15 protein-coding genes and 1 pseudogene are annotated in these 14,584 nt (G+C 29.3%); 1 reads left to right on the top strand and 15 read right to left on the bottom strand.

Annotated elements, in window-relative coordinates; all coding sequences use genetic code 11:
* Positions 1–224 precede the first annotated feature (224 nt).
* A pseudogene (locus tag V7S50_RS33060) lies at positions 225–649 on the top strand (NUDIX hydrolase).
* Between the two features lie 396 nt (positions 650–1,045).
* Here the strand turns inward: V7S50_RS33060 and V7S50_RS33055 are convergent.
* The 15 genes from V7S50_RS33055 to V7S50_RS32990 all read right to left on the bottom strand — a co-directional run bounded on the left by V7S50_RS33055 (position 1,046) and on the right by V7S50_RS32990 (position 14,567).
* Positions 1,046–1,390 (bottom strand): hypothetical protein, encoded by a 345-nt coding sequence (locus V7S50_RS33055; RefSeq protein ID WP_242251505.1) that lies wholly within the window; start codon positions 1,388–1,390, stop codon positions 1,046–1,048.
* Positions 1,391–2,198: 808 nt separating this feature from the next.
* Positions 2,199–2,384: a hypothetical protein gene (locus V7S50_RS33050; protein WP_242251503.1), complete on the bottom strand. Its 186-nt coding sequence runs from the start codon at positions 2,382–2,384 to the stop codon at positions 2,199–2,201.
* A gap of 607 nt (positions 2,385–2,991) precedes the next feature.
* Positions 2,992–3,543 (bottom strand): HAD hydrolase family protein, encoded by a 552-nt coding sequence (locus V7S50_RS34225; RefSeq protein ID WP_353739326.1) that lies wholly within the window; start codon positions 3,541–3,543, stop codon positions 2,992–2,994.
* An 82-nt stretch (positions 3,544–3,625) separates the two neighbouring features.
* Positions 3,626–4,363 (bottom strand): SDR family oxidoreductase, encoded by a 738-nt coding sequence (locus V7S50_RS33045; RefSeq protein WP_242251501.1) that lies wholly within the window; start codon positions 4,361–4,363, stop codon positions 3,626–3,628.
* 2 nt (positions 4,364–4,365) lie between these two features.
* Complete coding sequence (locus tag V7S50_RS33040) at positions 4,366–5,415, bottom strand: Gfo/Idh/MocA family protein (protein WP_242251499.1); 1,050 nt, start codon at positions 5,413–5,415, stop codon at positions 4,366–4,368.
* 21 nt (positions 5,416–5,436) lie between these two features.
* Positions 5,437–6,882, bottom strand: a complete 1,446-nt coding sequence (locus tag V7S50_RS33035) for a hypothetical protein (protein ID WP_252209205.1) — start codon at positions 6,880–6,882, stop codon at positions 5,437–5,439.
* Between the two features lie 174 nt (positions 6,883–7,056).
* Positions 7,057–7,284 (bottom strand): hypothetical protein, encoded by a 228-nt coding sequence (locus V7S50_RS33030; protein ID WP_242251496.1) that lies wholly within the window; start codon positions 7,282–7,284, stop codon positions 7,057–7,059.
* Positions 7,285–7,355: 71 nt separating this feature from the next.
* On the bottom strand, positions 7,356–7,730 hold the full coding sequence (locus V7S50_RS33025) for an HAD hydrolase family protein (RefSeq protein ID WP_242251494.1): 375 nt from the start codon (positions 7,728–7,730) through the stop codon (positions 7,356–7,358).
* A 431-nt stretch (positions 7,731–8,161) separates the two neighbouring features.
* Positions 8,162–9,187, bottom strand: a complete 1,026-nt coding sequence (locus V7S50_RS33020; protein WP_242251492.1) for an NAD-dependent epimerase/dehydratase family protein — start codon at positions 9,185–9,187, stop codon at positions 8,162–8,164.
* 256 nt (positions 9,188–9,443) lie between these two features.
* Positions 9,444–10,508 carry a hypothetical protein gene (locus V7S50_RS33015; RefSeq protein WP_242251490.1) on the bottom strand — a complete coding sequence of 355 codons (1,065 nt, stop codon included), beginning with the start codon at positions 10,506–10,508 and terminating at the stop codon, positions 9,444–9,446.
* Entirely contained in the window at positions 10,426–11,355 is a 930-nt protein-coding gene (locus V7S50_RS33010) for a phosphotransferase (RefSeq protein ID WP_242251488.1), read from the bottom strand. The genes V7S50_RS33015 and V7S50_RS33010 overlap by 83 nt, the downstream gene beginning before the upstream one ends.
* Before the next feature lie 151 nt (positions 11,356–11,506).
* Positions 11,507–11,974, bottom strand: a complete 468-nt coding sequence (locus V7S50_RS33005) for an NUDIX hydrolase (protein WP_181458826.1) — start codon at positions 11,972–11,974, stop codon at positions 11,507–11,509.
* Positions 11,975–12,013: 39 nt separating this feature from the next.
* A complete protein-coding gene (locus tag V7S50_RS33000; RefSeq protein WP_181458824.1) occupies positions 12,014–12,664 on the bottom strand; it encodes a class I SAM-dependent methyltransferase in 651 nt (216 codons plus the stop codon).
* 149 nt (positions 12,665–12,813) lie between these two features.
* Complete coding sequence (locus V7S50_RS32995; RefSeq protein WP_181458824.1) at positions 12,814–13,464, bottom strand: class I SAM-dependent methyltransferase; 651 nt, start codon at positions 13,462–13,464, stop codon at positions 12,814–12,816.
* A gap of 20 nt (positions 13,465–13,484) precedes the next feature.
* Positions 13,485–14,567, bottom strand: coding sequence for a CobW-like GTP-binding protein (locus V7S50_RS32990; RefSeq protein ID WP_252209204.1), 1,083 nt, complete (start codon positions 14,565–14,567; stop codon positions 13,485–13,487).
* Positions 14,568–14,584 lie beyond the last annotated feature (17 nt).

The following is a 14,584-nucleotide window of genomic DNA, read 5'->3' as shown; positions in this document are numbered from 1 at the left end:
ATATCCTTCTTGAACTGTTTCCCTTTAAAATATCGCATTTGTGATTCTCCTCGTACCTTTTTTCTAGAGTGTAAACTCACTTAGAAAACTTTGCAACGGAACCAGTAAAACAGCGAATTTAAGAGATACTTGTTTGTTTATTGAGGGAGGTTGGTTTGAAGAAGGAACTTCATTGATTGGTAGAATCCTATTAATTATAAAGTTAAGCATGGGGGGAAACTAAAGTGCAAAAATGGTTTGGTTCTTCAGGTGTATGTATTAATGAAAATGGTCAATTGTTAATGGTCTTGCAAGGAAAACCTGAAGAAAAAAATGTGGTCTATTCCATCGGGAGGAAAAGAACAGGCAGAAACATTTGAAGAATGTTGTATTAGAGAAATTAAAGAAGAGACGGGATATACAGTCGATATTGTTGAAGAAATTAAGGTTAAGAAAAGGAATTATGAACATATCTGTTGAAGCTCATTATTTCTTTGTGAAGATTGTAGGTGAGAAAAGAGATTTTCAAGATCCTGATAATCTTATTTATGATATCACTTGGAAAAAATTAGATTAAATACAGACTTTAGAATTAACCTTCCCCGAAGAGAGAGATTTTCTTATTAACTATATAAAGAAAGTGTTTCAACAAAATTCCTTGTTCAACTAACGGAGACTTTAGCATAAGAAGATAAGTAAATAAATCGGTTCCTAAACGTTGTAGGGAACCGATTTTTCTATTCTATGATTTGCTTAACGTTGTAAATTTGCAGTTTCCTGACGCTCCCCCATCCTGCTAAAGGGTTTTATCGATGTTTCAAAAGACGCTTTTGAATAATTTTAATGCGACGCTACTGTACCAGCTTCTCAAAAACTTCAACCTCTTCAGGTGTTCCTAGGGGAATTATATTTTCCTTAGAAATTTCGTGAATGCCAATATTTAATTTTTGAATAAGTTCATTAAATAAAGGTGCTATGTATATTTCTTTATATTGTTGCAATATACTGGTTTTATTTCTTTCATAGCTATTTAGAAAATAGTCCCACTTCCTAAAATAATAGAGGCCTATAGAAGCGTAATTAGAATTTTTTTCTTTTCTGCCACTTCAACTACCCTACGAAAGCTATTTAATTTTACATAACTCCAGTTATCACCGCTAAAAGTTTCAAACACAGGAATAATACCATCATAATTTTCAAAATGTTTTTTCAATGAATTCGGATTCACAAAAGTATCTATATTGTATATCATTACTTGTTCATCAACATTAATATAATTTTTGGCATTATAGGCAGTTTCAGCTTGTCCACAAGTAAAAGAATTTAGCTCAATAATTTTGTAATTATCTATTCCTAATAATTTACATTGTCTTTTAATAAAATTTACACAATCATGTTCTTTTACTGCCATAAAAATAAACTCATATTCAAAAAAATCCTTAAGAGAACTTATTGACCAATAAAATAAACTTTTTTTGTGCATTTATCATATATTTTGGTATTGTGAATCCCTTGTTAAGGAATCTTTGTCCGCGTCCAGCCATAGTAATTAATACTTTCACTGTCCCCTCCTAGTTATATATAACCTATAGTTTCTCTAATAGCATATCAGCTTTTTTTCAAAATTTGGATCCCTATTTAAAGATACATAATCGTATATACTAATAACTTCTATAAACACTAGTAAATAATATAAATCTTTAGATATTATCAGTAAGAAAGATACTTTTTTATATGAACATTTAAAAACATTTATTTTCTTCCTATCACATAAATCTAGTTCAAATAATTTGATAAATTCCACCCATACATTATCTAATCTAGACCGTTCAAAATCTATCAAATCAAATTTATTATTATGACGTTTAATATTTCTAGAACCAAAATCACCGTGAATAAATTTTATACTTTCTTTATTCATAAACGCATTATCTAAAGAGGATAATTTATGTTTTATAACATTAAAGTGACTAGATATTTGATTTATTTTATAATGGGTCTTCATATTATTTAACAGCTTATAAATCCTTTCTGACGGAGGAGATAAGTTTATTCTGTCTTTTCTTGAAATAAAATTAGAGTGCTTGTTATGAAAGTTTGCAATTAAAGAGCCAGCCTCCCCTATAACACCTTCCTTATCGAAATCAATTTCAAAATAATTTTTGAAGGGTGTTATTAAAAAGTAAAAGTGTTGATAGTTAAAATGACAAATTAAGTCCTTAGCCAAATATTGGTTGAGGATTTTTTTGATTTATAAACAAAGATTGATCCCTAAATACCTTTATAAAAACTATTTTACCTGACCCCACTATACTTCCTTCAAAATGATTATTATGTGATTTATGTGGAAAAACAGTTGCTTCTATTCCATCTTCTTTCAATATTGAAGATAATAGTAAATTCATAAAAACATCCTTTTATATTTTTTCTTTATTGCTACTTAGAAAAAATTTCGATTCTATAGACCCTTTTTTAGTATAAAATTTAGTAAGGCTAACGTTCTAAATGGGATATTTAGGGTAAATCCTATTAAGGTATTTTTTAATATATGTACTATATTTCTATTCCAATTGCATTTATTAGAATTTTCATTCCAATTGTATTTAATTTTATTAAATACAATATTATATATAAGATATTTTAATAACAATAATGTTAAACAAGCAATTAAAGCAATGATACTTTTGGTTATATATACACTTAAAAATAAACTTACTAACCAAATTACTTCCCTCGTAACATCAAAAATTGAATATATAAACTTCATAAAATAATTCGTTTTAGTAACTTTTATTCCATTAAGCGTGAGATACTTATATTGTTTTCTAATAGAAAAAATCCCATAATAAATTCTCGTCACTTGATTAAAGTAGTCCTTTAGATTATTCAAGCCAAAAACTATGGCAGGATAAGGAATTATCACCTATTTTTATTAAGTAAATAGAATCTAAAGCCGAGTGCAATGTCATCTGAATAATCAGGAAAGCCTCCTACATTTAAAAGTTCATCTACTCAAATATATATTCCTGATCCTATTAAATAAAATATGTCTTTTTTTGATTTCTTAGAAAAGAAATTGTAACCCTCAATCCTCAATGATCTCCTGATATGCCATATAGAAAGCAAGTCAATAACCTTTGGAGTTTTAGTATTAACATTTTGGATTACATAAGGTATTTGTTGATAAACTGTAGGCATAACGCCTTTCCTATAACAATTATCATTTGCTATCCAATTTACAGTATTTTTATGGGGACGAGCATCAAATTCGTATACACCTATATAGATCTTCTTAGGAATTTTATTTATAGAATTTAGAGCGAAACTAAGTTTAAAAGTTTTAGTACTTCTAAACCTAGTTTCGTCATTGTATTTTTTGTAGATTAAGTCATTCTTTGAAGTCGAGGATCTTATCATTACACCATACGAACTAATTATAGGATTATTTAAACCAATTTTTTCAGCGATAATCTGGGCATTAGTATGAGTTCTCCCAGTTGCAAAAATTATTGGAACACCTATTTTATTTAAATACTTTATGCTACTTAAATCTTCATCCGTAATTTTATTTATTTCTCTCTTACAATTGTATTATCAATAGCCAAAACTAACCCTTTGTAAAATTCTGCAAACACAAGCGAATCCCTTACCATGTTGGTATATTCATAGATTGACATTCAATATACTGCCCTGTTATGTTTTTCGACTTTTCAGAAGCCAAAAACAATAATAAATCTGTACTTTCTGAGGGGTGAGGAAGCAAATTTTCTTTCATCCTCTCAACTGTGCGAGTATAGCCCAGTTCAGCTTTTTGATAAGCATGCTCTTTATATAAGTCTGTATTAGCGGAAATCCCCACAGTATTTACTCTAATCTGAAAATCTCTTAACTCACTTGCCAAGCAAAGTGAATAGTGGTGGAGTGCAGCTTTACTCACACAATAAGAACCTAATAAATTGAGTGGTTTTTTTCCACTCATTGAACCTATATTAATTATTGAACCTTTTCTTTGTTCAATAAGGTTTGGGGCTAAAAGATTAATTAATTTTATATGACCTAATAAATTCACCTGCATAACATAGCTCCAATCGCTTGGATCGAGTTCATAAATTCTTCCTACCCCCTTACTTGTGGCTGCATTATTAATTATTACATCTATTTTATGCTTACTATTAATATTGCTTGCAAATGTATCAATAGAACTTTCATCATTTAAGTCTATATATTCCATAGTAAGAGATTCAACAAACTCTTCTTTTAGTGGCATTAAATTATCAAATGTTCTGGCTCCAGCTATTACAGAATTACCTTCTCTTAAAAATGCTTTTACTAGCTCTAGTCCAAAACCTTTATTTGCACCTGTTATCACTACTTTATTGTTCACTTTTATCTACCTACCTTATTTTTATTCAAAGGGTGTCCAATTTGGTGAAGACACCTTTCAATTACGCCTAAAACTGATGAAGCCATAATTAAATTTGTCGGTGTAGTAGTATTAGATAAAATTGATTCAATAAATGAATCCCATTCCTCTGCATATCCAGCTCTTGCGTACCCCCTATATAGTCTCCCTGGATTCCATTGTAAAGAAGGGTGGTCTCTAAAAGAACCCTCCGTATTAGACCATGGTCTAACCGGTGTTATTTCAAGGTGAGTTAAGTCTTTGAGTATAGCTTGAGTTCCATCATTTAAGTGAGCTGTAAAATTAACTTGGTATGCTGCTGATCCTCTCACAAGTGAAGCTATAGCAGTTTTACCATCTGAATTTTTACAAGTTATTACAACCTTCTGTTTATTTTTTTCAAATTTGATTAAATCAGTCTTAATATCAGAGATATTTCCTAGCCAAGAAAAAATATAATCAATTGCATGAATATAAATATCGTAGAAAGCTGCTTGTACACCGTTAAGCCCCCATAATTCATCAGTCAAGCCTTTAGGAAAAGTAACATCTAATAAAATCAAGTCAGGATCTCTTTCTACCGAATCAATATTTATCCAATCTTTTAATACTTTTGTTCCTGGAGTGTAACGCCATTTTGAGCCTACACATGTAGCTAAATTTTTTCTTTCAGCTTCAATTCCAATCTTTCTTAAATCCTCTTCAAAAAAAGCTGCTGGTTTTTCAACAAATACATGCAAATCTTTTTGAATTGCTTTCTCAGCAAATTTAAGATGCCCTGCTGGATCCATTGATATTACAACGGCATCAATACTTAATTCAGTGGCTTGTTCTAATAAATCTTCTGCTGATTTGAATGTCTTTATTCCTTTAATCCTTTTTGATATAGCCTCTAGTCTTTCAGGTATTATGTCTGCTGCAGCGACAACAGATGTTTTTGGATGAGCAACGATATTGGGTAATAAGCTTCTTGTTAAATGTCTTCCACACCCAATTAATGCAATATTTACATTTTCTTTTGTTAACAGATTCAAGTTAATAACACCTCTTAATTTTTATAATTTGTTTATAATCTCTATTGCTTTTATAAAAAAAGCCAACTGCCTATCAGAATCATCATAATGCAAAGGTATCATTGACAAAAATAATAATGCCTCTATTAATTCAATTTCTTTTAAATCCACATTTAATTTCCCTAAAAAATTATCGCAATTCTTATAACTTTTGAAATTTTCGTCAAAGATTTCCATAGAAAAATTCCCTTTAGAATGTTCTTTGACATTATATAAGCCTGCGATTATGTAATCGTATTGACCGTGATATGATTGTCTAAGTTTTGCAATATCATAACGGTAGTCTCCATAAATACTTCTTCTTCCAAACTCCCCTCTGGGATCGATGAGTTTAAAGGAAAAACTTCTTGTTGATAATAAGATATTAGAAAAACAGAGATCTCCATGTATTACTGAACAGTAATTATTAGAGTTATTCACTAGATTAGAAATTTTCTCCTCTAACTTTGGCCATTGATATTTAAAACCTTTTATCTTTTCACCATTGACAATGTAGTTCTCCATTTCAATAAGATCTTGTCTACTCCATTTTGTTAACCTTTTAATTGTCTTATTATAGTACATAGAATGCGATGTAGAAGTTATATTAAGAGCTTTTTTCTTAACCCATAGCTGATTATTAATTCGGTTAATTAATTCCTCGAAAATAAAATCCCAAACATTTTCCTGAATATCCTCAAACACAAAGGTTTCTGATAAGGAAGGGTAGTCAATAAATTCTATGTAATAACTTAGATTATCCTTGGAAGTTTTCAGTAATTTTGGTGTAATGTTTATGCCGTTTTTTTCAGCTTCTTGGTACCAATAAATTTCATCACTAATCCCTTTATAAAGACTCTTTTTTTCTATTATATTATTATCCATCAATTGTAATTTATTAAATTCCCTACTATTAAAATACTCTCTCGATGCTTTTACATAATTGAGATAATAATCAATTATTAATCCATCTTCATCAATAATCTCATCGAGCTCTTCTATCCCATTGTATTTTTCTTCCTTATAACATTTTGCCAATTCTATTAATAAATCATTAGGCTCTCTGTTATTTTTAAAATAATTAGTAATATTAATTTTATATTTTTGCCATTCAGAAATATTTATTGCTGCTATTGACTCTCGACCACTGCTTTTTGTTTCCTGAACCGGCGTTTTAATAATAAAATCAACATTTGAATTTTTTAATAGGTCAAAATTTAACAAGGCATTCGCCTTATAAAATAGTAAGTTTTCACTATTGTTTGCAAATATTTCTCGAAGCATTTCATAATTATTTAAATCTTCTTTTATTATGAATGTAAATGCTATTTTAGAGGATTTAAAAAAATCATTATACAATTTTTCAATTGCATACTTTTTAGCTTGTGGCAAAACTATTATGAAATTACTGTATCCTTTCTTTATTAGATTAGTAATAGAATGCATCATAATTGGTTTTCCACTGATTCTCTTTAGCTCAATTATTTCTTTTTCATTCCTGAGATTTTGTGAAATTAACAAAATTGCAGTTTTGTCTTTCATTTTACATTTAGTAGTATGAAAATTTTCAATACCACGGCACCTCCTAATTAATAGTAAAACCGTTATTATGTAATTCTTTAATTAAATATCTACAAACTCATTTTTTGTTTTTTCATTGTGTACAATTTTCAAAATTAAAAAATCATTAGTTAATATTGTTTTAATTTTATTATGAATAGAACTGCTTTCATCTAATTCAAACCATGGATCAAACATTTCATCAAATTTTACCTGTTCATCGAGATGAGAAATTATATCTCTTTTGCCGAATATATCAAAAACCTCATCAAATTTTTGGGTTTTAGCCAATAGAGGATAATTTGATGCTGTATCAATAACAATCTTTAAAATAGAATTTATTTTTTCCAGTGAAGCAACCTTTATTTTATTAACTCTTCAAAGTTATCTTTTCCAAGACTATTATCTTTTATGAACTCGTCCCATCCCTTAAATTTGTAAGCTAAATCATCAATATATATGTCCCCATATGGTTTACCAAAAATTAATTGGTCGTACGGTATCTCGTACCTATTCAACCAATCTCTTGTTATCTTTCCAATTCTTTCTTCAACCAATTCAACATTATTTTCACATGTCTTCATGTGGCGTGCAGTAAAGATAATAACGGTATCTCCTCTATCAACTATTTCCTGTAAAGCTTCCTTTACATTTTTTTTTGGTTTAACCTCCGAATAACTTTGATTTGGTTCTTTTAAGTCACAAATTGTGCCATCTAAATCAATTATGTATCTCATATTCAATCCCCCCAATTTAATTTTCCTTCCAAATACTCACGTATTCTCAAAATTTCATTGTTACCATTTTTTTATAATTCATTAATGAGTCCTCCTTAATTCTAATTTAAGGGTCCCTACACTGCAGCTTCGGACACCTCGTATCATACCTAGGGGGCTCTTTTTGTTTCAATCCTCAAATTTCTTCATTAAAGGAACTTTCTTTGCATAGAAAGAAGGTTCCTTTTATTTAAACATAGTTATTATTTATCTTTACATACTCTAAATTAAATTCGTAATTTTAGATATACACAAAAACCTCAAGGATGATCTTCTAGAAATAATATAGTAAACATCACCAACTAGTTATTTATTGTAAACTAGCCATTAAGAAAGTGAGCCTTTATATTCATGAGTATTTAAAACCTAAGAAACTATTTAGAAAAGTATAACTAATTACCATATAATAAGTTTAGCTGATCTTTCATATAAATTATGGTTTTGCTTAATCCCTCTGCCATAGACACTTTTGGTTTCCATCCATAGGCTTGTCTAGCATATTCATTACTACATTGAGTGTATTTATTCACTTCATTATACAAGATATCATTAGAAATCATATATGCCCCTTGGTATAACTCTGGATATTTATCCCAATATTTCTTTGGCTCTAAATACACTGGTTTTATATCAGTTTTTCCCATAATTTTTTTTGCTATTTCAAACATTTCATTCACAGAATAACTTTTATTGCTTGCTGCGTTAATACATTCAAATCCTTCTGAATTTATTGTCAGAAACATTAAATCCATTAAATCATCCACAAAAATATAATCCCTTTTCTGTTTACCGTTAGAATAGAAATGTGGAATACGATTGAAATACAATTCTCTAATCATGTATCCTACAAAAGGAGGTTGTTTACGCAAACAATCAATATGTGGTCCGTAAACATTAGCAAAGCGTATACAACTAACATTCATACCATAAGTATCGCAATATGACTGACAAAACCGCTCGGCCACATATTTTGTATTTGGATAAATAAGTGTTGGTAATTTAAATCCTTCTTCTTGGGATGGAAACACTGTATCATTTTCATATATTGCAGTAGTACTTGCAAATATGATCTTCCTTACTCCAAATTTCCGCGCAGCTTCTAGTATATTTACCAGTCCAATAACATTTACATCTATTGCCTGAGCAGGGTCTGATTGACATTCCGGTAAAGGAGCAACCCCCGCAATATGAAAAATACATTCAAATCTTTCTTTTTGAATTAATTCTTCGATTCTCTCTTTATCACGAACATCCATTTTAATAAGTTTACCCCTCAAATCACAATCACTAAACTTTAAATTTTCCTCTTTTCCATAAGATAAATTATCAATTAAGATCATTTCCCAATTTTTCTTATATATCTGATGGGCTAAATTCGAGCCAATAAATCCAGCTGCGCCTGTAATTAATACCTTCATATATAACTTCTCCTTATAAAATATGCTAAAGATTAAACATCACAAGAAATTAAAACTCAATTATACAAATGAGTATCTAAATCCTCGGAAATTATTTATTTTTCTTACAATTACCGAACAAGAATCCTACTTAATCTACTTATCAAGTAGATATCTAACTAAATATTACACTTTCCGAATTTCCAAAATCCATTTAATCTACCTTTTAAATAGAAGCCTTCTTTATTTATTTTCATTGCATATTTATAGAATAATTTTATAAATACTCTTTTAAAATTGCATTTCTTGGTATGTTTATTGCTTTACAACTTGGATAAGGATTCGTTGGTGCAAAGTCATTAATAATAGTACGGCACGAATGATTTACACCCATTACAATCGTATCAAATGGTAGCTCATATTTATTTAATATATTTATAAGGTCACTCCTAAATTCTTCTGTACGAGCTGTTATAATAATTATTTGAGCACCTTCATCCGCTAATTCTTTTAAAGACTTAATATTTTCTTCATTCACTTGATTGTCATTACTCCAATTTTTATCTCCATATCTACCACGATTCATCAAAAGAATACCATCCACATCTACAAAATAAGTAGCATGCCGTTTTTGTACCGTTTGCCAGTCTAATAATGTTCCCCAATCTTCATATTCACTCGCATTAATATAGTGATACGCAGATTTTCCTGTACCGATAAGATATGAAATTATATGACTTAAGTAAATTTCATCATAATCGAAATTGTTATCCTTTATATTTTCATAAGCTCTATTAAACTTTTCAACATCATCAAATCCATATAATCCTACACAAATGTATTCTGACTTGATTTTTTTTTCAAAAATATCTACTACATTATCATTACTATCAACTATTAAAAAACTCTTCGAACTTAATCTAGAAATTTCTTTTCCAAATTTATTAATATCTAAACCAACTATAAAAGCCTCATACCGAGAATTATCAAATTCAATATAACCATCTGAATCTTTCACATCAAAGGCACCCACAACATTTTTTTCAAAAAGAGTACGGTATACTGTTTCTGCTTGACAGGAGGTAAATTCATCTAAAATAAGTATTTCGAATTTCGAATTCTCATTTATATTAAAAGCCTGTTGCAAAATCAAGTCTGCTTCATATTTTATTACATGCTCTTTAACTATCGTAATTATAATTCTGTCGTATACTTCAAGATTTAAACCTTTAACTGCCTTCTGAATCATAAGATTCCCATCAGGATGAGTTAGCAACCATTTCGGTCTCATTTTTGGAAATCTTAGTGACTTGCCGGCACATGGTACAATTAACGTTTTCATCTGTTAACCTCTCTCTTATTTTCAGTATATTTTTATATATATAAGCTATTTTGTTGTCTATATAATTCTTTGTTTCCTCATCTTTTGTATATGGAATAATGCGCATCAGATTAAGCAGGAGAATATGGTATACTTCTCCTACTAGATATTTCCCATCACGAAATGTGAGAAGCTGCTCAATTATTAGTTGTTTTAAAATTATTAACTTGATTTTTAAATTAGCATTTAATTTCTCATATGTACGGTATGACCAAAGCACATCCGCATCTTGCAATATCTTTGCAACATCAATTAACCAACTATTATAAAAAGAATCCAGAAAATCAATTAAATAAATTTCACCATCTTGTATAATCATATTCTCTAATGTCATATCACCATGACACTCACTAAGAACCATATATCTCCATTCGTTAGTTTCCAATAATTCAAAACATTTACTATATAATAATGATTTTTCTTTAATAGTTTTTTTTAGATTTTGAATTTTCTTAGTGAAAATCTCTCTTGCTCCAACATCATACGTATTTTCTCTACAAATATTTAAAAAAAACAATTCAACAAACTTATAAATATCTACAAGCCTGATATCGGTCATATACTTCGCAACTGTTACTCCAGATATATACTCCATGTCAAATTCATATAACGAATTATTGTAACCTTCCTTTAAAATTTTACAATTATTAAAAACACCATTATAACTAATCTGCTTTTTCACTTGTGCTTTTAGCCTATCATTATATGACTCATTCTTTGACTGCTTTTTAACAATTTTACTACCATCTTTTTGTGTGATAACAATTAGTTTACAACCGGAATGTCCTTTTAATTCATAGTCGTTCATAACTTCTCCTCTAACTCCACATTTACAAAACATGCCATACTGTAACTTAATTTATCTGCCTACTTGCTTTAGGAAATTTCCCATCTCGAATAACCATTTATCCCCAAGATTATTCAATCTAAATGTCTTATCACTTAAAAATAATGATATTCTAGTCTTTGTATATAACATGAACCAATTGTTTAGGCAGCTTTTCAAGATTACCACTTAAAAATCCAGGTTTCACACTTAATTTATTAATTTCATCAAGATCAATCCACTTATAAACAAATTGTTTCTCATTTAATACTGAAATTTCTTCGTCCTCACAAGATAACACATCATTTACATCGATTAATAGATAAACGAAAGTATATTCGTGATACTTTTTACCTTCGAATTCGAAAAAATTTTCTGCCATCCATATCAATCGTTCCACTTCAACCTCAATATCTAACTCTTCTTTATACTCCCTTTTTACTGCATCTACAGATGACTCCATTATTTTTACTTTCCCACCAATTGGCGCCCAGAAATTCACTTTTTTTTCTTTGTGAAGCAAAATTTTGTTATTTTTTAAAATAAAGCCTGCAGATCTACAATTTAGAATGACACCCTCAACATTCACTTTTATATCCAAACTTATCTCTCCTTTTAAAATATCAATATTATTTATTCACTATATTTTTTTAGCAATCATTGAAATTCTTGTAGCTGAAAACAAACAATTTTTTTTGTTTACTTCATCTGTATAAAAGCATAAATTCTTATCCGGTAAAAAATGTATATCCCATTCTTTATAAAGATCTGTCAATAGTGCTTTAGCTTCTAAAGATGATATTATTAACCTTTCCGGATAATTTTCACCATCTAATTTAACATCTGTAAGAAAAGTTATAATATTCTCACCATTATCTTTTGTACTATTTTGTATTTTCTTAACGTAATTTCCAATTGGAATAGTTGTAATATTATGTATTGCATCAATAAAAATAACCGCGTCATAAACCGATAAGTCAAAACCAAAATCTAACATATCTCCACACTCAACATTTACATAGTTCTTAGCATTTTGTGATTCCAATCTTCTGTTTAATATTTGCACTCCTCCTTCGGATTTTTCTATACAATCCACGAAGAAGCCCTTTTGAGCAGCAGGCACTGTATGCCTTCCATCCCCCGCCGCAATATCTAAAACCCTTATTTCGTCTCCTTCTATATTTCTTTTCTCTTCCAATCTATTAAATAATTCTTTCACACATGTTTTAGGCTCTCCATGAAATGACTCCTCCATTTCATGTGTGTAAAATTGATCATATTTTGTACGCATATCCATCTACTCCTTTTAAATTATTTAATTTCATTTATGACTGACTGCAAAATATCTAGTAATTCATCATTAAAACTCGACATTTTGGCAGCCAGTAATTCTCCCTCTTACATATATCCTAGCTTTTCTACTTCAGTATTTCTTAATTGCTATATTTTTTTAGCAATCATTGAAATTCTTGTAGCTGAAAACAAACAATTTTTTTTGTTTACTTCATCTGTATAAAAGCATAAATTCTTATCCGGTAAAAAATGTATGTCCCATTCTTTATAAAGATCTGTCAATAGTGCTTTAGCTTCTAAAGATGATATTATTAACCTTTCCGGATAATTTTCACCATCTAACTTAACATCTGTAAGAAAAGTTATAATATTCTCACCATTATCTTTTGTACTATTCTGTATTTTCTTAACGTAATTTCCAATTGGAATAGTTGTAATATTATGTATTGCATCAATAAAAATAACCGCGTCATAAACCGATAAGTCAAAACCAAAATCTAACATATCTCCACACTCAACATTTACATAGTTCTTAGCATTTTGTGATTCCAATCTTCTGTTTAATATTTGCACTCCTCCTTCGGATTTTTCTATACAATCCACGAAGAAGCCCTTTTGAGCAGCAGGCACTGTATGCCTTCCATCCCCCGCCGCAATATCTAAAACCCTTATTTCGTCTCCTTCTATATTTCTTTTCTCTTCCAATCTATTAAATAATTCTTTCACACATGTTTTAGGCTCCCCATGAAATGACTCCTCCATTTCATGTGTGTAAAATTGATCATATTTTGTACGCATATCCATCTACTCCTTTTAAATTATTTGATTTCATTTATGACTGACTGCAAAATATCTAATATTTCATCACTAGAATTCTGAGTACCATAACTTAATTTAATTACTTTAACATTATCAATAATTTTGTTAAGCATAGTGATTCTTACCTCATCAAGTTCCCCATCTGAAAGAGTACGTTTCTCTATCCATGGATTTAGCCACATGTCATCATTAGGACTTAACATATTTTCAGCCAGTAATTTTCTTTTTTCAGCATCTCCTAATTCTTCTACTTCAATTATATTTTTATTTAAAATAATGTTTGGCATCACAACAAGTCTTAAATTAGCACAGTCTTTCAAATTACACGAAAAAATCTTTTCTAGTTCTTTTGATACAATTTCATATTTTAACGCCCCTTTAAAAATAGCCTCACTATTACCATTGAGACCTTTCATTTGCATCCTAGAAAGTTTCATTGTTTTTACATATTCCCTGACTTTAGACATATTATTGAAAGTACCTACACCAATTCTCATTGATAACGGTAAATATACAATATCTAACTCATTCGTTATAATTATCCTATCATTCGCAATATAATCGATATTCATTTTATTTAAGATGTGACATAACAAAGTTGTTTTTCCTGCTCCCTTTGGCCCACTAATAATAATACCTTTATTTTGTAGCATTACAGCACCAGCATGGAAAATAACCCCACCTTTATTCTCATATGTGCGAATAGTAACTTCTTTCATTATTCTTAATAATTGTCTATTCTTCTCTTTTGTATTTTTCCTTACCACTAAATATTTATAATTACTATCACTTATAAAGAAACACTCCATTACTTCATTGAAATACACCTGTAATCCACCAAAATCATATTCATTAACAAATGTATCAACTCCATTATTACTTTGGTAAATCTTTATTTCTTTATTTTTTTCGAATTTTTCGCACACATCATACAATTCATCAAAAATGTTTTCGCTTTCAATTCCATATATGTTAAATTCCTCATTTAATAATCTATCACCATTATGGATATAATCTAAACTTTCAACTAAAGTATCCTTTACAATAGCATCTAAATATAGGTTAAACTTTATCCCCGACATAATTACTTCTCTTTGAT

Source organism: Bacillus sp. CCNWLW194 (assembly GCF_037120585.1).
Lineage (GTDB): Bacteria > Bacillota > Bacilli > Bacillales > Bacillaceae_G > Bacillus_A > Bacillus_A basilensis.
Note: the sequence above shows the minus strand (reverse complement) of the source record. Positions and strands in the feature narration are given on the sequence as shown.

Coding starts and splice junctions, on each gene's coding strand:
- V7S50_RS33050 (WP_242251503.1), bottom strand. CDS start 2,384: ATGAATTTACTATTATCTTCAATATTGAAAGAAGATGGAATAGAAGCA.
- V7S50_RS33055 (WP_242251505.1), bottom strand. CDS start 1,390: ATGGCAGTAAAAGAACATGATTGTGTAAATTTTATTAAAAGACAATGT.
- V7S50_RS32995 (WP_181458824.1), bottom strand. CDS start 13,464: ATGCGTACAAAATATGATCAATTTTACACACATGAAATGGAGGAGTCA.
- V7S50_RS32990 (WP_252209204.1), bottom strand. CDS start 14,567: ATGTCGGGGATAAAGTTTAACCTATATTTAGATGCTATTGTAAAGGAT.
- V7S50_RS33020 (WP_242251492.1), bottom strand. CDS start 9,187: ATGAAGGTATTAATTACAGGCGCAGCTGGATTTATTGGCTCGAATTTA.
- V7S50_RS33025 (WP_242251494.1), bottom strand. CDS start 7,730: ATGAGATACATAATTGATTTAGATGGCACAATTTGTGACTTAAAAGAA.
- V7S50_RS33015 (WP_242251490.1), bottom strand. CDS start 10,508: ATGAAAACGTTAATTGTACCATGTGCCGGCAAGTCACTAAGATTTCCA.
- V7S50_RS33000 (WP_181458824.1), bottom strand. CDS start 12,664: ATGCGTACAAAATATGATCAATTTTACACACATGAAATGGAGGAGTCA.
- V7S50_RS33035 (WP_252209205.1), bottom strand. CDS start 6,882: ATGATGCATTCTATTACTAATCTAATAAAGAAAGGATACAGTAATTTC.
- V7S50_RS33010 (WP_242251488.1), bottom strand. CDS start 11,355: ATGAACGACTATGAATTAAAAGGACATTCCGGTTGTAAACTAATTGTT.